The sequence below is a fragment of the Flavonifractor sp. An112 genome, from assembly GCF_904377885.1.
Lineage (GTDB): Bacteria > Bacillota > Clostridia > Oscillospirales > Oscillospiraceae > Flavonifractor > Flavonifractor avicola.
The window spans coordinates 1-18526 of sequence record NZ_CAJFGT010000020.1 but is presented as its reverse complement, the minus strand read 5'-3'; the positions used below and the strand labels follow the sequence as shown (position 1 = coordinate 18526).

The following is an 18526-nucleotide window of genomic DNA, read 5'->3' as shown; positions in this document are numbered from 1 at the left end:
GCGGCCATTTTTTATGTTTCTTCGCTCTGTTTGCTCTTTTTCCGCGCCTTTCCAAGGGGATTGGCCTTGGCGGCGGCACGGAGGTTCTCGTTGTCCACGTGGGTATAGATCTGGGTGGTATTCAGGTTCTCGTGGCCCAGCACCTCCTGCAAGGTCCGCACGTCCACGCCGTTTTGCAGCATCAGGGTGGCGGCGGTGTGGCGCAGCTTGTGGCTGGAGTAGAGAGACGGGTCCAGACCCGCTTTCAGCAGCCGCTGTTTTACCATATAATGGACAGCCGCCGTGGTCATGCGGGTGTGGGAGCGGGTGAGGAAGAGGGCGTTTTTGTCCGCCGCCGCCTGGTTGTTCCGCTCCTCCAGCCAGTCGTCCAGCGCCTCACGGCAGGCTTCATTAAGGAAAATCATCCGTTCTTTGTTGCCTTTGCCCAGCACACGGAGCTGCTCCTGCCGTACATCGGTTAAGTTAAGGCCGACTAACTCTGAAATTCGCAGTCCGCAGTTAAGAAACAGGATCAAAATGCAGTAATCTCTGGCCCGGTTGGGCTCGTCCACGGCCTCCAGCAGCATGATGGACTCATCCAGGGACAGATACCGGGGCAGGGATTTCTTCAGCCGGGGAGAATCCAGGTCCTGCATGGGGTTTTCGCCGATCAGTTTGGCCTTGCTGGAGAGATACTTATAAAAGGAGCGGATGGCGGCGATCTTGCGGGCCCGGGCGGAGGGTTCCAGGCCGTAACCGGAGGTGGGGCTGTTGGCGTGCTTGACCCGGTCACGGCTGAGGTAGCTCATGTAGCTGTACACGTCACTGAGATTCACCGAACGGGCCAGATCCAGATCCAGGTCGCCGATGTCGATCTGATCCAGCGGCGTGTCACGGGGCACCCGGCCTTTTTCAAGTTTGATGTAGCGGAAGAAGTTGCGTAGATCCAGATAGTATTCGTCCACGGTTTTTTTGGAGTGGCCCTGAATGGTCTCGTGGTAGACCAGGAAGTTGCGGAGCAGCTCAGGAGCGGTCAATTTGTAGTCATTATGGTCCATGGGGGCTTTCCCCCTCCTCTCAACTCAACAAAATTTTTATTTTGTTGAGTTCGTAGTTTAAATTCATAGCCGCCCCCTCTCGGGGCCGGCTTCTTCAGGGACTGAACTTCCGCGGGCGGTATCGACCCGCCCGCCAACAAAATAGCCGTTTTGTTGAGTGCAAGGCTGCCTGGTGCGGGAGCCCGGAGCGATCCGCAGCATATCCGTCACGTTGGCACCTCCTCTCAACGGAGCCAGCATACCACAGGCGAGGCCGGTGTGTCAACTGGGAATTGACAATGTCACCAGACGGTGATGCCGCCGCGCCCGGTCTTTGCCTTGCCCTTGGCGGTCATGAGCCGGTCGGCCATGGCGTAGATCATGGTGGTGGCGCAGCTGCCGTGGTTGAGCGCCCGGCGGACCCGGTCCAGGTCGCCGTACTTGCGCAGCAGCTCCACGGCGTAGACCTTGCGGAAGCTGTGGGGCCCCACGTTCTGGACCAGGCGGAACGCCTTGGCGGCCCGCTTCACGTCAGCCCACACGGCCTGCCGGGTCCTAGGCTTGGCTGGGTTGCGGCCCGGAAAGGCCCAGACCTCCCCGGCCTGGGCCCTGATGTCGCGCAGCAGGCCCGCAGGCAGGCCCACCTGCCTGCGCTTGCCTGTCTTGCGCTCCACCACCCAGAAATGGGGCGCAAGCTGCTGCGTCCGTAGGGCCAGCACGTCCCCCACCCGCAGGCCGGTGTGTAAACAGACCCGGCAGACCAGCCGGTTTGACGGCGTGAGGGCGGCCAGAACGTGGCCCACCTCCCGCTCCAACAGGTATCCTGTCCTCATGCATCCTCCCTTCTGCCCCCCGGTTTCCGGGGGGCACTTTGCCGCCCTGCCCCGCCTGGGCCCACTGGGCCCCAGGCTTTGGGCGGTCGGCTTCACTTTCCGAAAATTGTAAACTGCTCCTGATTCTCGAACTGGTGTTCGGGCGCTTTGGTCCGCCGCCCAGCGCTCCGCGCACAGGCGGACATAGCCCACGCAGCTGTGGACGGCGCACTGACCCCACCAGGGGCAGCGCAGCGCAGGTCCCATCCCTGCCACTGTGGTTCCTCCTCTCTTGCCACTGGCCGGGTCCGGACCAGGACGAAGGACAGCCCGGCCTCCGGCACGTCGAAGTGGTGGACCCCGCCCTCCGGGGCCAGGTCCACCGCCTCCCGGATGCTCACGTCGGCGAACTCCACCGCCGGGCGCTGGAGATCGCCTCCGGAGTAGTACCATCGCCCGCCGGGCTTGTCGCCCTGCTTGCCGATGTACTTACAGACGTAGCCCACAGCGGCGTGGTAGTCGCCATAGAGTTCGATGGCGGTGGTGAAGCCCAGGGACCAGGCGGGGAGGTTGTAGACAGGATACCCTTCCCTGTCCCTGTGGCCGCTGTCCACGGCCTTCACCGCGTCGTTGAAGAAGCCGTGGAAGTGGATGGCCCCGTCCTTGTGCCGTTCCGGCACCAGGACGTAGGCCAGGCCGTGGCGGCGCACCTGGTTGTCCAACCAGGCGTTGAGCCGCCGGGTGATGCTGGCCATGTCGTAGCGGTCCACCTTGGCCTGGTCCAGGGTGAGGGTGACGAACCAGCGGAAGGGGTTGGCAAGTGCCAGGTCCCGGACCTGGGCCCTGGCCCGGCGCAGGGAGCGGTCCAGGTTGTCCCGCTCCCTGACCTCCGGGGGTCTCTCGGGAGCCTCCTGGGCCCGCCTGCGGCGAGGCGGGCGCTCCCCGGCCCTCTCCCATCCCTGGGAATGGAAGATGGCCTGATCGCAGACCAGGACCTCCCTGGAGCCGTCTGGATAGGTCTTGACCCTGGCGGTATGACACAGGCCGCCCCGGCCAGAACCGGACCGAGCCAGCAGCGCCGAAACGCTCATGGGGTTCTTGATGAAGTCGTCCATGGGTCTGGTGGGTGACGGAATACTGTCCCTGTATCAAGTAAGGGAGCCCGGCAGCGTGACCGCAGGGAGCCGGGTCCTGCCCCCCGTCGAGGGGGGCGGCCCCGGTTGTTCCGCCGCTGGTGAGCGGCGGAACATCATCGGTATGCTCGGCCTTGGCCCCCCTGCGCTCCGGTCGGCCCGCTGCGGGCCTTGCCCGGCGGCCCGGCCTCCGCTCCGGGCTTGCTCCCGGCCTGGGCCCCTGCGGCCCCCTGGGCCGCGCTGGCCCTGGCTCGGGCCCCCTCCGCTCCCTTTGGGTCGCTGCGGGGGTCGCTGCGGCCTGTCGGCGGGCCGCCTGCGCCCGTCGGCGCGGTCCCGGTGCTCCCCCGGCGGCCCCCGCTGCGGCGTGGGCGGGTCCGGGCGTGGGCGGGCTTGCCTCGCCCCCGCCTCGGCCCCCGGCGTGGGGGTCGTGCGGTCCCCCCTGCGCGCCGCTGCGGGCTCGCTGCGGGGGTGCTCGCCCTTGGGCTGCTCCGGGCGGCCCTTCGCCCCGTCCGCGCCGCGCCGGTGCCCCCTCCCCGGGCCCCTGTCGGGCGGCCCGGCTATCGCCATGGGCCGCCGCGCCTTCCTCCCTCCGGGGGGCGCTGGGGGCGGCCTGCGGCCGCCCTTTGCCGCGCCGCGCCCCCCTCCGTTGGGGTATCAGACCGCGCAGCGGCGGTCAAGGGTCCAGCCAGGCAGCCAAGGGCTGCCCTTGACCGCCTCCCCCGGCCCGATCTTCAGACAGCAAGGGGCGGCGCGGTGGGGCCTGGGTCTTGACAACCTGGAACGTCTGTGCTACCATGGGTGATGCAGGGGCGTCCCGCTCTCCACCGCCAGCCGCAAGGCTGGACGTAGGCCATGGTGGAGGGCGGGCGCTTTCTTTTTGCCCTTCCCCCTCCCGCCCCCCCTCCCGTGGGAGGGGGGAGGCGCAGGGGCATGGGGCCGCGCTGCGGCCCCCGCTCCCGCCACGGGCGGGGACGAAAGAAGGGAGTACGGACCTGTCCGCACTCCCTGTCATCTGCACCTTGCCCCGCCTTGTACTCAACAAAACGGCAGTTTATTTTGTTGAGTTCGTAGTTGAGGTCCAGAGGGGTCCCTCCAGCCGGCTCCGGCAGGCCCCAAACGGCCCGGCTCCGCCGGCGGCTGCTGCAACAAAATAAAAAATGCTGTTGTATGTATTTGTGTTGTTTCTTTTGAGTGGTGTATCGGCGGTGGTTCGGCGGGCGTCCGGCTTTGGGCCGCCTGCGGCCGATATAGTCAACGATACCATCCCGGCGGACCTTTGTCAATCCGCCGGACTGCCGCCGGTCAGCAGCGTCTGCATCCGTTTGATCCGCTCCGCCGTTTTTTCCTGCCGCAGACTGGTTCCGTCAAAGCAAACCGGCACGCACCGCTCCAGCACCCGGTCATGGATGCGGCTATCGTCCCGGTCGGCGTTTTTCAGCTCCTTCAGAGTCAGATTGGTGGTCACCACCATGGGCCGCCCGGACAGATACCGGCGGTTGACGATCTCGTACACCTGTTCCCGGGCGTAGGGCGTCCGGCGCTCCACGCCGAAGTCGTCCAGGATGAGCAGTCCGCAGGTGGTCAGCACCTCCAGATACTGGATGCGCTCCTCACCGCTCATGCCGAACAGATTGAGCAGAGCCTCCCCCAGGGTGATCATCCGCACGCCCACCTCCAGATCCACCAGGGCGTTGGCGATACAGGCGGCGGCAAAGGTCTTGCCTGTCCCCGCCGGGCCCCAGAACAGCAGGCCCATGTTCTCCCGCCGCATCTCCGGCCAGTGCTCCACATACTGCCTGGCCCAGGCCAGCTGAGGCACCGCCCCGTTGTCCCTGTCGAAGGTACAGTCCATCAGCCCCTGGGCCGAACCGAACACCCGCTTGCGCTTTTGCTGGATGCGGTTGGCCTTTTCCCGTTCCATAGCCTCCCGCAGCCGTTCTTCCCGATCCATTATAAACTCTCCCCCTCTCTATATTGATAAGAATGGTTGTTTAAGTTCTGTTGTTCCCTCAGGTTGTTAGGGGACGCTTTTCCGCCCTGGTCATGGTCCGGTTTCCGACCGGGACCCGGTCGGTTTTTCGGCCCGCTCCCGGTCAAAAAAGTGTCCTCGGGCAGGGACAAAAAAATTTGGCTGGCCTCCCCCCTCCTTGGCGTCACCCGCCGGATCAGGCCCGCCTGCTCCAGTTCCCTCAGCCGCTTCTTGACCACTGTGGTTCCCCGCCCCAGCGCCGCCGCCAGCCTGGCGATGGGATAGCGCACATACACCCACCCCTCCTCTGACCACCAGCCGTTCTTCTGGGACAGGGTTGCCCGGTCCAGCAGCAGAGCGTAGAGCAGCAGGGCCGTCCCCGACAGATCCAGCTCCAGCAGCGGCCTGGGCAGGGGCAGATAGTTGGTCAGCGCCCCCTCCCTGCCGTAGCGTACCAGCTTCATGGGCCTCCCCCCTTTCACCTGTAGGGTGTTTGGGGGGATTTGTTGTATGTTTTGGTACATCCAGCGGCAAAAAAAGACCTTCCCCACAGGGAAGGTCTTTGAAATAGCTATGAGATTACCCCTCCAGGGCGAAGAGGGCGGCCCCCAGAGCGCCGTTGAGCTGGGCCCGGTCGGAGACGATGAGCTCCACCCCCAGCTCTCGCTGGATGGCCTCCACCACGCCCCGGTTCTTGGACACGCCGCCGGTCATCATATAGTTGGGCTCGCCCCCCAGGCGGCGGCACAGGGCGGCGGTGCGGGAGGCCACCGACTGGTTCAGGCCGTGGATGATGTCCCCCCGGTCCTTGTTCTGGGCGATGAGGGACACCACCTCCGACTCGGCAAAGACGGTGCACATGGAGGAAATGGCGATGTCCTCCTTCCACTCCAGCCCGGCCCAGCTCATCTCCTCCATGGACAGCTCCAGGGTGCGGGCCATCAGCTCCAGAAAGCGGCCGGTACCGGCGGCACACTTGTCATTCATCAGGAAGTTGACCACGTTGCCCTGGTCGTCCAGCCGGATCACCTTGCTGTCCTGGCCGCCGATGTCGATGATGGTGCGGACAGTGGAGTCCAGGAAGTAGGCCCCCTTGGCGTGGCAGGTGATCTCGGTGATGGACTTGTCCCCCATCTGAATGGCGGAGCGCCCGTAGCCGGTGGTGACGGTGGCGGCAATGTCCGCCTCGGTGAGCCCCGCCTGTTTGAGGGCCTGCTCCAGGGCACGCTCCGCCCCCGCCGAGGCCCCCGCCCCGGTGGGCAGGATCACCCCCGCCACCAGCTGGCGGTTGCGGTCCAGAATGGCCACATCCGTGCTGGTGGACCCGCTGTCGATGCCCACATAATACCGTCCGCCGCTCATGGCGTTGCCTCCTTTTTTCGCCGTGGTTTGTGCCGGGACCATGGTCTCGGCAAAGGCCTCCAGCCGGGTACGCAGCTGTCCGCTGCTCCCCGCCGTATAGTCCGACTCCAGCTTGAGCATGGGCACCGTGAGCTCATGGCGCAGGCCGGAGTATTCAAAGCCGTAGTAGTCGCAGAATTTCACCGTGTGGTACACCACACCCTTGAGATGGGGGTCGTTGACCAGCTGCCGCCGCCCGGCGGCGTCGGTCATCCGCATACAGGGGATCTGCTCCAGCAGAGCCCCGGCGTACCAGCCCATCAGGGTATCAAAGTCCCCGCCCTCCGGCGGCGGGGCCACGGAGCGGTTGTGAACGCAGGTGTCGTTGCGTACCGGCAGGGGGAGCGCTTCCTCCATGGCCTCAAAGAGCTTGTCCCCTACCCTGCCTCCCAGCACGCTGAGGTAGGGCTCCGTGGGCCGGTCCAGAGGCTGGAAGGCCGCCCGGAAAGCCTTTTCGTCAAACTTGGTGCCCTTGTAGGCCCCGTAGGCCTCCGCCAGAGCCAGCAGCTCCCCCTTCATCCGGGTTTTGGCGCAGTCGCCCCCGCAGTGGAGCAGGTCCATCAGGTAGAGGAAGTCCAGCTTGCCGTGCTGGAGCAGGATGTCGTACACGCTGCGGATCACGTCGCAGCAGTTGACCAGCACCAGTTCGCGTACCTGCCCGGACAGGCAGGCCTCCAGCACTGCCTTGCCGAAGCCGCACAGGTTGGGGTGGCCCAGCTGGTCGCTGAGGGGGAAGGAGTCTGGCATCTGGTCCAGCACCACGCACTCCCCGCCCAGGGCGCGCAAAAGCTCCACCGGGGTGTATTTACAGATATAGTGGGTCATGCCTGTCCCCCCTTTCCCTGTTTCAGCAGCTCCACAAAGGCCTCCATGCGGGTGGCCAGCTGGCCCTCGCCGCCGTGGCTGCGGTCGCAGCCGTCGCCGTCCAGTACCAGGGTGGGGATGCCGGCGGCCTCAAAGGTCTCCTTGGCCAGCTGTGCCCCGCCCAGGGTGTGCTTGCAGCCCCAGTGGCAAAACCACACCGTACCATCGGCCTTGAGCTGGCGGGCGGCCTCCACCCCCTTCTCAATGCGCCGGGACACCGGGCCGTTGAAGGCGGAGTACACCACCCGCTGGGCCATGGCATGATAGGGGTCGGATGAAAAGGTGGGCTGGATGCCCTCAAAGCACATATCGCACCCCACGATCTGCACGTCCCGGTTGAAGTCGGTGACCTGCCGCAGGGGGGCCACCCAGAAGGGGGTGGTGTGGTGCCACAGCAGCCGCACCCCCTCCGCCGGGGCCGCCTCCTCTGCGTCCTTCAGGCACTGGAGGGTGAAGGCCTCGGTCTCCGGGGTGCCCAGCAGAATGTGGAGGGCGAAGGCGGCGAACATCTCCCCTGTCATCTCGCAGGGGATGCACTTGTCCGCCTTCAGGGTCATATAGCGGTGGTAGTTGGCAAGGCTCCGGTTGCTGCGGGCCACCGTCTCCTCCAGCGCGGACTGGCTCAGCTTCTGGCCGGTCTGCTGCTCCAGAAAGGCCACCATGTCCCGCAGCTGGCCGGCTACATAGTCCACGGCGCTCTGGTCGGTGCGGTAGGGCACGTCCACCATGAAGTGGGGCACGTCAAAGTACTCCGCCAGCCGCCGGAAGGTGAGCATATTGGCGTCGCAGGCCAGGGTGGTGGACAGGATGAACCGGGGCTTGGGCATCAGGCCCTTCTCCGCCGCCCCGATGAAGATTTTATGGTAGGAGCAGAAGGTCTCGGGCAGGCCCTCGCTCTCGGCGTAGCGGAGGAAGGCCCCCTCCGCCTGGGTGCCGGAGAGGAAACAGCCGAAGCCCTCGCAGGAGTAAGGGGACAGCCCCAGCACCTGGAGGGGCTCGCAGGGCAGAAACAGGCTGACCATGGCCGCCTTGTCCGGGTGGGCCAGGGGCGCGATCATGGAGTTCATGGTCTGGACCGCCACCATCTGGGCGGACTTGGTAGTCAGCTTGCCGGGGGCCAGCTTTAATTGCAGGTTTTTGGCCCGGTAGCCGGTGGTGAGCCATTTCCGGGCCTTTTCCGGGTTTTTGTCGCACAGGGTCTGAATCCAGGCCCCGAAGGATGTGACGATGTCTTTCATGGAAAACCTCGCTTGGGAAGAAATGAATCAGGATGTTCTATTTCAGGGTTTGCAAATGCCGCAGGGAGCATACCCCTGGTCGATGAGATCCTGCCGGGAGCCGGTGTAGTCCTGGCGGTTGGCATCGCTCATGGAGGCCACCCCGGAGCAGTCGGGCTCATGGAACTTCATGGAGTTGGTGTTGAGCACATAGGTGCCCTGCTCCTCCTCCGAGCCGCTGGTGGTCTGAGCGGGAATGGAGGGCTGGGGTACCTCCTCACCGCCGGCGGCGCTGGCTCCGGTGGCGTAGTCGATGGTAATGCCGGGCTGCACGTTGTAGGCGTACACGCAGAAGGTGACCCCTTCCCCGCTGTCCTCCACGCTGTAGGCCTCCATCAGCACCCCGGAGGCCACCAGGTTGTCCCCCTCAAAGACAGGGGTCACACGGTAGAGCACATGGTTGTTTGTCTCCTTCACATAGTCGGCCACCATGTTCTCAAAGGGCAGCATCCCGTCCACATTCATGTACCGGGTGCCGGTGATGAGGTTCTTCTCGTTGGCGTTCTCGCCGGTGAGCTGGAAGCCGATCAAGTGGCAGCGGTTATAGAGGTACTGCCCGTCATACTCCACGTTGATCCAGCCGCTGGGCTTCACCGAGCTGATGCTCTCCCGGTCCTCGGTGGGCATGAGATCGGACCCCACGCAGGCGTAGGCCACCCCGCAGCGCCCCAGGTCGTCCAGGTCGCTGTAGGACTCAAAGGAGTTGGTGGTGTAGTCGTCCTCTGTAAAGTAAGGAACATTGTCATTGACCGCCACATAGGGATCGCCGCTGTAATCGGGCAGGCTGGTCAGGTCGTAAGAAGCGGCAGGGGTGGAACTGGGGACAGGCTCATTTCCTTTACAGCCACTGAGGGTCAAGGCACACAGCAGAGTCAGCGCCAGCAGAGCGGCAGAAATTCGTTTCATTTGGTGTAGACCTCCTTGGTCAGGGTTTTGTGGGAGGAGCCGGAAAAGTCAGCGGCGGAGACCAGCCGGAACCCTGCCGCCGCCGGGTCAAAATCCAGATACTGGTCGGCGGGATAGGTCCGGTTCCATCTGTAAAGGAGAATCCCCTCCACCCTGTCCAGCACCTGGGCCAGAGGGGGAAACTCGGCAAAGCAGACCTCGCCTGGGCCCGCCCGGTCCAGAAAGTCCTCCGCCGCCCTCAGGTTGGCGGGGGCCGGGTGGAACTGCCTGGCGGTATAGGGGCTCGCCCACACCGGGCGCTCCCCCGCCGCCTCCAGCAGGTCGGCCCGCAGCAGCTTGTCCATGCTCTGCCGCCGGCCGTTGAAGGCCATGCCGTTTTTGTCGTCCACACACAGGGCCAGGATCATTGGGCCCTCCTTTCAAAAAGGCGGAGAGCGGAGCCGGGCTCCGCTCTCCGTATGGGTTGTTCTGACTTACCGCACGCCGGTGAGGGCCCGCATGACGGTGTAGGTCTGCTGATCCAGACCCTTCTTCATCTGCAGGGCCTCATGGATGTCGTAATCCACATAGGACTCGCCGTCCATGGCCACCACCCGGCAGGTCTTGCCCTCGGCCAGCAGCCGGACGGCCTCATAGCCCATGTAGGTGGCGGCCACCCGGTCCCGGAGGGAGGGTGCGCCGCCCCGCTGGACGTGGCCCAGGATGGTGACCCGTGTGTCCAGGGAGGTGGCCTCGTGGATGTGCTTGGCCACCTCATAGGCGCCGCCCTTCACGCCCTCGGCCACGATGATCATGAAATGGGTGCGCCCGGACAGCCGGGCCCGGCGGATGGGCTCGATCAGGTCCTCCTCGTAGTTGACCACCTGCTCGGGCACCAGCACGGCGGTGGCGCCGCAGGCCACCCCCACGTTGAGGGCCACATGGCCGGCGTGGCGGCCCATGACCTCCACCACGGAGCAGCGCTCGTGGGACTGCATGGTGTCCCGCAGCTTGTCGATGGACTCCAGGGCGGTGTTGCAGGCGGTGTCAAAACCGATGGTGTAAGTAGAGCAGGCGATGTCGTTGTCGATGGTGCCGGGGATGCCGATGACGCTCAGGCCCTTGTCGGCCAGGGTGAGCAGGCCCCGGAAGGTACCGTCGCCGCCGATGCCCACCAGGGCGTCCAGACCCAGCAGCTTGCAGGTGGCAGCCGCCCGCTCCCGGCCCACTTCGGACTTGAAGTCCTCGCTGCGGGCGGAGTAGAGCATGGTGCCGCCCCGGCGGGACAGGCCGCTGACGCTGTCAAAGTCCAGGGGAACAAAGTCGCCGTTGATGAGGCCGTGATAGCCACGGCGGATGCCGATACACTCAATACCCATATGGATGGCGGTACGAACCACCGAACGGATGGCTGCGTTCATGCCGGGGGCGTCGCCGCCGCTGGTAAATACGCCGATACGCCGAACTGCCTTTTCCATGACAATTTCCTCCTTAAATTCCCGTTTGGTCCCTGTTTATACCTTCAATTCCGCGGTCTTGCCCTCCAGGGCGTGGGGATAGCGCTCCAGCACCGGCTCCACCTCTTCCTTGAGGAACTCCTCCACCTGCTCCGGGCAGCGGCCGATGTAGCGGCTGGGCTCCAGATGGGCGGTAAGCTCCTCCCGGCTGAGCATGGAGAAGGCCGGGTCAGCGGCAATGAGGTCGATCAGGTTGTTGGACAGGCCAAGATCCTTCACGTTGGCGCCGGCCTGCTGGCTGAGCACACGGATGCGCTCGTGGAGGTCCTGCCGGTTGCCCCCCTTCTTGACGGCATCCATCATAATGTTCTCGCTGGCCATGAAGGGCAGCTCCTCCAGCACGTGCTTCTCGATGACTTTCTCATGGACCACCAGGCCGTCGGCCACGTTGGCCCAGATGTTGAGGATGGCGTCCACCGCCAGGAAGGCCTCGGGCACGCTGAGGCGCTTGTTGGCGGAGTCGTCCAGGGTGCGCTCGAACCACTGGCTGGCGGCGGTAACAGCGGGGTTGACCGCGTCGGCCATGACGTACCGGGCCAGGGCGCAGATACGCTCGCAGCGCATGGGGTTGCGCTTATAGGGCATGGCGGAGGAACCGATCTGGTTCTTCTCAAAGGGTTCCTCCACCTCCTTCAGGTGGCAGAGCAGCCGCAGGTCGGTGGCGAACTTGCTGGCGGACTGGGCAATGCCGGACAGGGTGGAAACCACCTGATAGTCCACCTTCCGGGAGTAGGTCTGGCCGGACACGGCGGCGGTGGCCTCAAAGCCCATCTCGGCGGCAATTTTGCGGTCCAGCTCACGGCACTTGGCGTGGTCGCCGTCGAAGAGCTCCAGGAAGGAGGCCTGGGTACCGGTGGTGCCCTTGCAGCCCAGCAGCTTCAGGTTGGCGATGCTGTACTCCACGTCGGCCAGATCCAGCAGCAGCTCGTTCATCCACAGGGTGGCACGCTTGCCCACGGTGACCAGCTGGGCGGGCTGGAAGTGGGTGAAGCCCAGGGTGGGCAGGGCCTTGTACTGCCGGGCAAACCTGGCCAGCTTGTCCAGCACCCGCACCAGCTCATCCCGGATCAGGCACAGGCCCTCCCGCATGAGGATCACGTCGGTGTTGTCGCCCACATAGCAGCTGGTGGCGCCCAGGTGGATGATGGGCATGGCCTTGGGGCAGGCCTCGCCGTAGGTGTGGACGTGGGCCATCACGTCGTGGCGCAGCTTCTTTTCGTACTGGGCGGCCTTGTCGTAGTCAATGTCGGTGAGGTGAGCCTCCAGTTCGGCCACCTGCTCCGCAGTCACCGGCAGGCCCAGCTCCATCTCGGCCCGGGCCAGGGCGACCCACAGCCGCCGCCAGGTGGAGAACTTCTTGTCCGGGGAGAAAATATACTGCATCTGGTCGCTGGCGTAGCGGGAAGAGAGGGGACTTTCATAACGGGCGTGATCCATGCAAAAAACCTCTTTTTCGTAAAATCGACTCTACATAGTATACTATAAAACCGCCGCCGCCACAAGAAAAACTTCCTGGGGCGGTAAGGCTTGTCAGCGGCGGTATTCGGGTGTAAACTGAGGACAAAACCACACGAAGGAGGCACAAGCCATGCTCAGTGACTTTGCGTTTCACACCGAGCGGCGGACTCAGGCCGAGTGCAAGGCCCTGCTGAAGGCCCGCAGGACCCAGCTGGCGGGCTTGCAGCAGCGGCTGCAGCAGGCGGGCCTGCCGGTGATCGTTCTGCTGGAGGGCTGGAGCGCCGCGGGCAAGGGCCGCACCATTCAGTCTTTGATCCGGGAGCTGGACCCCCGGTTCTTCAAGGTGATCAGCGTCAATTCCCCCACCGATACCGAGAAGCGCTGGCCCTTCCTCAAGCGCCACTTTGAGACCATCCCCGCCCAGGGCAAGGTGCTCTTTCTGGACACCGGCTGGATGGAGGAGACCGTTCAGGCCTACCTGCGGGGAGACCTGTCGGAGGAGGAGTACCAGGCCCGGCTGGAGAGCATCAACATTTTTGAGCGGCAGCTGGCCGCCGGAGGGTATCTGCTGGTAAAACTCTTCCTCCACATCGACGCCCAGAGCCAGAAGGAGCGGCTGGACAACCTGGCCGCCGACAAGGACACCGCCTGGCGGTGTACCGAGGCCGACCGGCGGCAGAACAGGAACTACCAGAAGCACCTGGCGGTCTTTGACGGCTACCTGGCTGCCACCGACAAGCCCTGGGCCCCCTGGAAGATCATCGACAGCACCCAGGCCGTCCAGGCCAACCTGGCGGCGGCGGACTGGCTCCACGACCAGATCTGCGCCGCTCTGGAGGCCCGCCCCGTCCCCGTCCACCCCTCCTATCAGTGGCCTCTGGCCCCCACCCTGCCCCTGGCCCAGGTAGACCTGGACAAGGCGTTGGAGGAGAAGGACTACCGCAAGCAGCTGAAAAAGTGCCGCAAAAAGCTCTCCGCCCTCCACAACGAGCTCTACCGGAAGAAGGTGCCGGTGGTGGTGGTGTATGAGGGCTGGGACGCCGCCGGCAAGGGGGGCAACATCAAGCGGCTGGCCTCCGCCCTGGACCCCCGTGGGTATGAGGTCCTCCCCATCGCCGCCCCCACCAAGGACGAGCTGGCCCGCCACTACCTGTGGCGGTTCTGGACCCGGCTGCCCAAGACGGGGCACATCGCCATCTTTGACCGCAGCTGGTACGGCCGGGTGATGGTGGAGCGGCTGGAGGGCTTCTGCACCACCGACGACTGGCAGCGGGCCTTTGACGAGATCAACGAGTTCGAGCAGGAACTGGTGAGCTCCGGCATGGTGGTCATCAAGTTCTGGGTGCAAATCGACAAGGACACCCAGCTGGAGCGGTTCAATGAGCGGCAGGCCGACCCGGCCAAGCAGTGGAAGATCACCGAGGAGGACTGGCGCAACCGGGACAAGTGGGACGCCTACGAGGTGGCGGTGAACGAGATGCTCCAGCGCACCAGCACCGCCTTTGCCCCCTGGCACATCCTGGAGTCGGTGGACAAGAAATACGCCCGCATCAAGGCCATGAAGATCGTCATTGAGGCCCTGGAGCGTGCTCTGGAGCAGCCGTAACAACAAAACGGGAACCGCAAAAGCGGTTCCCGTTTTTTCTGTCAAAATGGGGGCAGCTGGATCTGATAGCCGCCGCACCGGACATAGGCCACCTGTTCCAGATCCAGAGGTGTGTCAAAGACCTGCACCGCGCAGCCGTTCATGTCGGGTGCACCTTTATTCAGGGCAGAGACGGTACTCCCGTCCTTGAGCACCACCTCCATAGGTCCCACACCGGGCCATATCCTGGGGTCATTGGACTGGGTGGCAGTATAGCGGGCGGTGAGGCTCAGGGGGGTAAGGGTCATTTCCTCCAGCGTAATGGTAAAGTCGTAGGTCTCGTTGGTCCAGGTCATCCCAGCCACGTCCAGCTCCAGGCTGGTCCCCCGGCCGCACAGCCCAAGGTCCAGTACGAACTCGCCCTCAAAGATGGAGGTATAGTCCTTGTCCGGCGTCTGAAGCCACAGCCCGTGGAGGGTGAGATACAGGGGCTGATCCCCGTTAAAGACGGTGCCGTCCGGGTCGGAGGCCAGCCACAGCACCAGGTCCTTTTCGTTGTCAGTGGGATCGTCGTCGGGCAGCACGTCCAGCGAGGATGTGTAGTCCAGCTTGGTGCCGTCAGCCGCCTTCAGGGAGAGGAAGTGCTCCTGTTCTGGGCTAAACAGCTGATAGTATCCCTCCTCCTCGGTGTAGTCGGGCAGGACTACCCCCTCCGGGGCCTGGATGTGCAGGCGTAGATAGCAGAATTGCCGGTCCGCCAGGATGGCCACCGGGGTAATGGTGGCTCCGTTGCTGGTGACCCCGCCCTCAAAGGTGGCCCCCATCTGGTCCACTGCCTCCAGCTGGGCGGAGGTGAGGGGCTGGGCGTCGTCGGTAAAGTAGTCCTGGAACATCTCCCCCGCCCCCAGGACGCGGCTTACCGCCAGGGCAGACACGGTGAGGACCGCCGCCACGGCGGCCGCCGTCAGCAGCCGCACCGGCAGCCGGCGCCGTTTGGTTTTCTTGTCTGTCATTCGTTTCATGGTCATCTCCCTGATTCGGGACGAGGAATAGGGGTTCTCTTCGTCCAGGTCCAGAGGCTGGGCTTGGTAATCCTCCAGCAGGTCGAACCAGTCACGCTTCATGTACATATCCCTCCCTCGTCAACTGTTCCTTCAGCTTCATTCGTCCCCGCCGCAGCTTGGTCTTGACGGTGGACAGATTCAAGTCCATCCGTTGGGCGATCTCCGGCATGGTCTGGGCGTAATAGTAATAGCGGAGAAAGATCTCCCGCTCCTGGTGGGGCAGGGCGTCCACCGCCGCCCGCACCAGCTGCCCCTCCTCCGCCCGGGCCAGCTGATCTGCCGGGTCGGCCTGGCCGGGGATCTCCAGAGCCTCCCCCTCCAGGGGCAGGGTCCGCCCCGTCTGACGCAGCCTGTTGCGGGCCTTGTGCCGGGCCACGGCGGCCAGCCATACCTTGATCTGGCCGGGCCGCAGGTCCTCCGCCTGGTCCCAGGCAGCCAAAAATACGTCGGACACCACCTCTTCCCCGTCCTCCGGCGGCATGGCGCGGCCCAGAATGTGCCACACCACGGCAGAGACATAGGGCAGATAGGCGTCCATCAGGGCCTCCAGCCCCGCCGGGTCTCCCGCCCGCAGTTGTCTGATGATGGTCGTCTCTCTCATAAGGTCACTCCTTCGGGAAGTGGAAAGCGCTTTCGTCTATCATATCACCACAGAGTCCGGAAAAGTTTCATCAAATTTGGTTGACAACTGTCTACCATTGTGCTATGCTCCAATCAGAAGAGGTAGACAACTGTACACCAATGGAGGGATGCCCTATGAAGATCCACCTGTCCGACGGCGAATGGAAGCTGATGGACCGCCTGTGGGAGGACGGTCCGGCCACCATCACCCAGCTGACCCACGCGCTGGAGGGGGAGACCGGCTGGTCCAAGCACACCATCATTACCATGCTCTCCCGGCTGGAGGCCAAGGGGGCGGTGACCCACCATGAGGAGGGCCGGGCCAAGGAGTACACCCCCCTGCTCCCCCGCCAGCAGGCGGAGGAGACCGCCACCCGGCACTTTCTGGACAAGGTATACGGCGGCAGCCTGGGACTGATGATGAGCGCCCTGGTGGACAGCCGGGCGCTGACCCAGGAGGACATTGACCAGCTCTCCGCCATTCTGGAGCAGGCAAAGGAGGAGTCGTCATGAAAGAAGTGGTCCTCACCGCGTCGGTGCTGATTTTAGCCCTGATCCTGTTCCGCTTTCTCTTCCGCAGTGCCATCCCCCGCCGGGTACAGTACGCCCTGTGGGCGCTGGTGCTGGTGCGGCTGCTGGTGCCGGTACAGCTGCCAGCCCTGCCCGTTGTTTCGGTGCTGGATGTGAGCCAGCAGGCCGGGCAGCAGCTCACCGCCGTTCTGGAGCGGCCGGTGGAGGTCCCCACCCAACCGGCTGCCGAACCGATTCCGGACAACACCCAGACCCAGGTGATCCAGAACATCCCCAACACCGCAGAGACCAGTACCGCACTCTCCGCCTCCACCCTCTCCCTGGCCCAGGTGCTGGATGTGGTGTGGAAGGTGGGCATGGCCGCCATGGCCGCCTTCTTCCTCCTTGCCAACCTGCGGTTCCGGCTGAACCTGCGCAAGAGCCGGGTCCCCTTCCCGGCGGAGGGCTGCCCCCTGCCGGTGTATCTCAGCGACCGGCTCTCCTCCCCCTGTCTGGTGGGGCTGGTGCGGCCCGCCATCTATCTGACCCCCGCCGCCGTCCAGTCGGACCGTCTGGACTATGTGCTCCTCCATGAGCGCACCCACGCCAAACATCTGGACCCCCTGTGGGCTCTGCTGCGGTGTGTGTGCCTCACCATCTACTGGTTCCACCCCCTGGTGTGGGCGGCGGCCCTCCTGTCCCGCACCGACTGCGAACTGGCCTGCGACGAGGGAGCCATGGCGGAGCTGGACCACAGCGGGCGGCTGGCCTATGGCCGCACCCTGCTGGCCCTGGTGCCGGTGCGGGGCAGACCCACCAATCCCCTGCTGGCCGCCACCACCATGACCTCCGGCAAGCGGCAGCTGAAGGACCGCATCACCCGCATCGCCCACCAAAAGCGCCCCATCCTGGCCGCTGTGCTGGCGGCGGTGCTGCTGGCAGGTCTGGCGGCTGCCTGTACCTTCTCGGGACCCCGGACCGCTGTATATGAGGATGGGAGCTTCACCCTGTCCCTTTCCGACCTGTCCCCCTACTCCGCCCCCGCCGTGCCCCAAAATCCCACCATCGAGCAGCACTTCGACCTGGACTCCTATGGTGAGGGCGGCGAAACCCCACCCTGGACCATGCGGGAGGGTCCCAGAAGCGAAAACGCCGGCGCCATGCTCTTCCTACAGCGCAAGCAGTCCGGCAGCATGGATGGGCTGCAGGAGACCTACCAGCTGTTTTACTACCTGGACCTGATGGGCACCGACGGTTTCATCACCTCCTACCCCGGTGTGCCGTCGGAGCGGCAGGATGAATGGTTCTACGACCTGTTTGCCGTGGACGAGGAAGGAAACCGGTCCCTGCTGGCGGAGACCTACGGCAGCGCCGGCGGTCAGCTGCTGACCCAGGACCTGAACGGGGACGGGAAGGAGGAGCTGATCACCGACCGGCAGCTTCTCCTCCAGTGGGAGGATACCCTCTACGCCGTGAACTACGCCGACCTGCTGGCCCAGCGCTGGCCCGCCTTCCGCACTCTGGAGGGGGCCAGACTGTCCGCCAGAGGCAGCTGCATCCTGCTTTCCGGCACGATGGAGGATGAAACCGGCACCACCACCTCTTTCCTGCGCACCCTCACCTTCAGCGGTGACACCCTCACGGTGGACCAGCCTGCCGCCGGGAACGGGGAGCCTGTCGCCGTTCCCCTGGAGGAGCTGACAGTGTATGAGGAACTCAGCGATCCCCAACCCGAGCCCTGGAGGGAGTCCACCCGGTTCGGCTCCAATTTCGACGACCAGTTCTACTTCGGCATCTACACCCTGGAGGACGGCACCTGCGTCCCCCGGATCACCCTGGAGAATGATGACGTGGTGCCCTCCTTTGACCGTCTCCCCCTGGGGGTTGTGTCCGGCAACCGGTGGCTGGACGACTTCCCCGCCCTGCTGGGCTACCAGGGCCTGCTGGCGGGCTGGAGCAATGACTCCAAGGAGGTCAACTGGACCATCGACCTATACCGGTGGAACCAAGAAGAGGGTCTGGTCCGTTTCCTGCGGGCAGAGAGTACCCTCCTGGGAAATGTCAGCATCCTGGACCTGAACGGGGACGGAGACTGTGAGCTGATCACCGACAAGCAGCTCTTCTTCCGCCGGGACGGGACCATCTACACCGTCACCTATGCGGACTTTTTAAAGGAGCACTGGCCCGCCTTCCGCAGTCTGGACACCGCCGCCGCCGATCCTTTGGAGGGCTGCGTGGTGCTGGCGGGCACCTGCCAGGACGAAAACGGCAGTACCATTTCCTTCTTCCGGCGGCTCTATCTGGAGGACTCCGGCCTGACCCTGGGGAATTGACCCAACGAGAAAGGGCCTGTTGCAAAATAGCTGTTTTGCACAAACCTGTCATTGCGAGCCAGTGCGCACACTGGCGTGGCA

The 18526-nt window shown here is 64.6% G+C and carries 16 protein-coding genes; 3 read left to right on the top strand and 13 right to left on the bottom strand.

What is annotated here, in order from left to right:
- Nucleotides 1-11: 11 nt before the first annotated feature.
- The 11 genes from IHN22_RS04570 to purB form a co-directional block, all read right to left on the bottom strand.
- Nucleotides 12-1037 (bottom strand): tyrosine recombinase XerC, encoded by a 1026-nt coding sequence (locus tag IHN22_RS04570; RefSeq protein WP_191433761.1) that lies wholly within the window; start codon nt 1035-1037, stop codon nt 12-14.
- Nucleotides 1038-1318: 281 nt separating this feature from the next.
- Nucleotides 1319-1849: a tyrosine-type recombinase/integrase gene (locus tag IHN22_RS04565; RefSeq protein ID WP_191433759.1), complete on the bottom strand. Its 531-nt coding sequence runs from the start codon at nt 1847-1849 to the stop codon at nt 1319-1321.
- Between the two features lie 92 nt (nt 1850-1941).
- Entirely contained in the window at nt 1942-2943 is a 1002-nt protein-coding gene (locus tag IHN22_RS04560) for a rolling circle replication-associated protein (RefSeq protein ID WP_191433757.1), read from the bottom strand.
- 1297 nt (nt 2944-4240) lie between these two features.
- Nucleotides 4241-4912: an ATP-binding protein gene (locus tag IHN22_RS04555; protein ID WP_087188782.1), complete on the bottom strand. Its 672-nt coding sequence runs from the start codon at nt 4910-4912 to the stop codon at nt 4241-4243.
- On the bottom strand, nt 4912-5394 hold the full coding sequence (locus IHN22_RS04550) for a replication initiator protein A (protein ID WP_191433755.1): 483 nt from the start codon (nt 5392-5394) through the stop codon (nt 4912-4914). Before IHN22_RS04550 ends, IHN22_RS04555 begins: the two co-directional genes overlap by 1 nt.
- A gap of 115 nt (nt 5395-5509) precedes the next feature.
- On the bottom strand, nt 5510-7156 hold the full coding sequence (locus tag IHN22_RS04545; protein ID WP_191433754.1) for an acyl-CoA dehydratase activase: 1647 nt from the start codon (nt 7154-7156) through the stop codon (nt 5510-5512).
- Nucleotides 7153-8433, bottom strand: coding sequence for a 2-hydroxyacyl-CoA dehydratase subunit D (locus tag IHN22_RS04540; RefSeq protein WP_191433752.1), 1281 nt, complete (start codon nt 8431-8433; stop codon nt 7153-7155). The genes IHN22_RS04545 and IHN22_RS04540 overlap by 4 nt, the downstream gene beginning before the upstream one ends.
- A 42-nt stretch (nt 8434-8475) precedes the next feature.
- Nucleotides 8476-9378: a DNA/RNA non-specific endonuclease gene (locus IHN22_RS04535; protein WP_191433750.1), complete on the bottom strand. Its 903-nt coding sequence runs from the start codon at nt 9376-9378 to the stop codon at nt 8476-8478.
- Nucleotides 9375-9785, bottom strand: a complete 411-nt coding sequence (locus IHN22_RS04530; RefSeq protein WP_191433748.1) for a ribonuclease Z — start codon at nt 9783-9785, stop codon at nt 9375-9377. The genes IHN22_RS04535 and IHN22_RS04530 overlap by 4 nt, the downstream gene beginning before the upstream one ends.
- Before the next feature lie 66 nt (nt 9786-9851).
- Entirely contained in the window at nt 9852-10835 is a 984-nt protein-coding gene (locus IHN22_RS04525) for an ATP-dependent 6-phosphofructokinase (protein ID WP_191433746.1), read from the bottom strand.
- A 36-nt stretch (nt 10836-10871) separates the two neighbouring features.
- Entirely contained in the window at nt 10872-12311 is a 1440-nt protein-coding gene (gene purB / locus IHN22_RS04520) for an adenylosuccinate lyase (protein ID WP_191433744.1), read from the bottom strand.
- Nucleotides 12312-12462: 151 nt separating this feature from the next.
- Between purB and pap the strand changes: the two genes are divergently transcribed.
- Entirely contained in the window at nt 12463-13938 is a 1476-nt protein-coding gene (gene pap / locus IHN22_RS04515) for a polyphosphate:AMP phosphotransferase (RefSeq protein WP_191433742.1), read from the top strand.
- A gap of 41 nt (nt 13939-13979) precedes the next feature.
- Here the strand turns inward: pap and IHN22_RS04510 are convergent, their stop codons facing one another.
- Both IHN22_RS04510 and IHN22_RS04505 read right to left on the bottom strand, forming a co-directional pair.
- On the bottom strand, nt 13980-15041 hold the full coding sequence (locus IHN22_RS04510) for a hypothetical protein (protein ID WP_191433740.1): 1062 nt from the start codon (nt 15039-15041) through the stop codon (nt 13980-13982).
- Nucleotides 15031-15582 carry an RNA polymerase sigma factor gene (locus tag IHN22_RS04505; RefSeq protein ID WP_191433738.1) on the bottom strand — a complete coding sequence of 184 codons (552 nt, stop codon included), beginning with the start codon at nt 15580-15582 and terminating at the stop codon, nt 15031-15033. Before IHN22_RS04505 ends, IHN22_RS04510 begins: the two co-directional genes overlap by 11 nt.
- A 155-nt stretch (nt 15583-15737) precedes the next feature.
- Between IHN22_RS04505 and IHN22_RS04500 the strand changes: the two genes are divergently transcribed.
- Complete coding sequence (locus tag IHN22_RS04500; RefSeq protein ID WP_087327158.1) at nt 15738-16115, top strand: BlaI/MecI/CopY family transcriptional regulator; 378 nt, start codon at nt 15738-15740, stop codon at nt 16113-16115.
- Entirely contained in the window at nt 16112-18445 is a 2334-nt protein-coding gene (locus tag IHN22_RS04495) for a M56 family metallopeptidase (RefSeq protein WP_191433736.1), read from the top strand. Before IHN22_RS04500 ends, IHN22_RS04495 begins: the two co-directional genes overlap by 4 nt.
- Nucleotides 18446-18526: the final 81 nt, after the last annotated feature.

Bases quoted from the DNA above. Each gene is read 5' to 3' on its own strand.
- IHN22_RS04505 (WP_191433738.1), bottom strand. From the start codon at position 15,582: ATGAGAGAGACGACCATCATCAGACAACTGCGGGCGGGAGACCCGGCG.
- IHN22_RS04540 (WP_191433752.1), bottom strand. From the start codon at position 8,433: ATGAAAGACATCGTCACATCCTTCGGGGCCTGGATTCAGACCCTGTGC.
- IHN22_RS04550 (WP_191433755.1), bottom strand. From the start codon at position 5,394: ATGAAGCTGGTACGCTACGGCAGGGAGGGGGCGCTGACCAACTATCTG.
- IHN22_RS04535 (WP_191433750.1), bottom strand. From the start codon at position 9,378: ATGAAACGAATTTCTGCCGCTCTGCTGGCGCTGACTCTGCTGTGTGCC.
- IHN22_RS04525 (WP_191433746.1), bottom strand. From the start codon at position 10,835: ATGGAAAAGGCAGTTCGGCGTATCGGCGTATTTACCAGCGGCGGCGAC.
- pap (WP_191433742.1), top strand. From the start codon at position 12,463: ATGCTCAGTGACTTTGCGTTTCACACCGAGCGGCGGACTCAGGCCGAG.
- IHN22_RS04495 (WP_191433736.1), top strand. From the start codon at position 16,112: ATGAAAGAAGTGGTCCTCACCGCGTCGGTGCTGATTTTAGCCCTGATC.
- IHN22_RS04565 (WP_191433759.1), bottom strand. From the start codon at position 1,849: ATGAGGACAGGATACCTGTTGGAGCGGGAGGTGGGCCACGTTCTGGCC.
- purB (WP_191433744.1), bottom strand. From the start codon at position 12,311: ATGGATCACGCCCGTTATGAAAGTCCCCTCTCTTCCCGCTACGCCAGC.
- IHN22_RS04530 (WP_191433748.1), bottom strand. From the start codon at position 9,785: ATGATCCTGGCCCTGTGTGTGGACGACAAAAACGGCATGGCCTTCAAC.
- IHN22_RS04555 (WP_087188782.1), bottom strand. From the start codon at position 4,912: ATGGATCGGGAAGAACGGCTGCGGGAGGCTATGGAACGGGAAAAGGCC.
- IHN22_RS04570 (WP_191433761.1), bottom strand. From the start codon at position 1,037: ATGGACCATAATGACTACAAATTGACCGCTCCTGAGCTGCTCCGCAAC.
- IHN22_RS04500 (WP_087327158.1), top strand. From the start codon at position 15,738: ATGAAGATCCACCTGTCCGACGGCGAATGGAAGCTGATGGACCGCCTG.
- IHN22_RS04560 (WP_191433757.1), bottom strand. From the start codon at position 2,943: ATGGACGACTTCATCAAGAACCCCATGAGCGTTTCGGCGCTGCTGGCT.
- IHN22_RS04545 (WP_191433754.1), bottom strand. From the start codon at position 7,156: ATGACCCACTATATCTGTAAATACACCCCGGTGGAGCTTTTGCGCGCC.
- IHN22_RS04510 (WP_191433740.1), bottom strand. From the start codon at position 15,041: ATGAAGCGTGACTGGTTCGACCTGCTGGAGGATTACCAAGCCCAGCCT.